Below are 1,219 nucleotides of genomic sequence, written 5' to 3'. Positions count from 1 at the left end.
CACCGAGAACCGGGCCCCTTCCCGTGACACGGGCTGGAACTGCCGGTCGTCACCCCTTGACGCGATCCCCTTCCTGCGGTCGAGTGACACTCGAAAGTGGGAATAGTCCGTGTGGGTGTCCCGCAGTACGGGAGAGAACACCCCTAAGGGGTGTCCGGCATGCGGCGAGCGGCCGTGATGCCGGTAGCCTCTCGCGGAGGAAAGTAGTCCCACCAATTGGGGACGGACACCTGGGAGGTGTGTGGATGCGGCTCGCAGTGATCCCAGGAGACGGGATCGGGCCCGAGGTCATCGCTGAGGCCCTGAAGGTCCTCGGCGAGGTCGTTCCGGCGGCCGAGATCACCCGTTACGACCTCGGCGCGGCGCGCTGGCACGCCACGGGAGAGTTGTTGCCGGAGTCGGTGCTCGGTGAGCTCCGCCAGCACGACGCGATCCTGCTCGGCGCGGTGGGCGACCCGTCGGTGCCGAGCGGAATCCTGGAGCGGGGGCTGCTGCTGCGCCTGCGCTTCGAGCTCGACCACCACGTGAACCTCCGCCCCGCCCGTCTCTACCCCGGCGTCCGCAGCCCGCTCGCGGACCCGCCGGAGATCGACATGGTGGTGGTGCGCGAGGGCACCGAGGGCCCGTACGCGGGCAACGGCGGTCTGCTGCGCAAGGACACCCCGCACGAGATCGCCACCGAGGTCTCGCTGAACACCTCGTTCGGTGTCGAGCGGGTGGTCCGCGACGCGTTCGCGCGTGCGTCGGCCCGCCAGCGCCGGCACCTGACGCTGGTGCACAAGACGAACGTCCTCACGCACGCCGGCTCGCTGTGGTCGCGCGTCGTCGAGGAGGTCTCGCTGCAGCACCCGGACGTGACCGTGGCGTACCAGCACGTCGACGCGGCCACGATCCACCTGGTCACCGACCCGGGCCGCTACGACGTGATCGTGACGGACAACCTGTTCGGCGACATCCTGACCGACCTCGCCGCCGCCGTCACGGGTGGCATCGGCCTGGCCGCGTCGGGGAACCTGGACGTGACGCGCCGCAACCCGTCGATGTTCGAGCCGGTGCACGGCTCGGCACCCGACATCGCGGGCCAGGGCATCGCGGACCCGACGGCCGCCGTGCTGTCGGTGGCGCTGCTGCTCGACCACCTGGGCGAGCACGAGGCGTCGCGCCGGATCGAGGCCTCCGTGGCGTTCGACCTGGCGACCCGCGACCACCAGTCGCCGGG

Annotated in this window: 1 protein-coding gene; it reads left to right on the top strand. The window is 70.9% G+C overall.

Features of this window, described 5'->3' with window-relative positions:
- Positions 1-245 precede the first annotated feature (245 nt).
- Positions 246-1,219: 3-isopropylmalate dehydrogenase (locus ACFWGZ_RS41055; protein ID WP_382456983.1), on the top strand; the 974-nt coding region annotated here is incomplete at its 3' end.

Source organism: Lentzea sp. NPDC060358, from assembly GCF_042725365.1.
GTDB lineage: Bacteria > Actinomycetota > Actinomycetes > Mycobacteriales > Pseudonocardiaceae > Lentzea.
The sequence above is the reverse complement of the archived record's forward strand: the minus strand, read 5'-3'. Positions and strand labels throughout refer to the sequence as shown.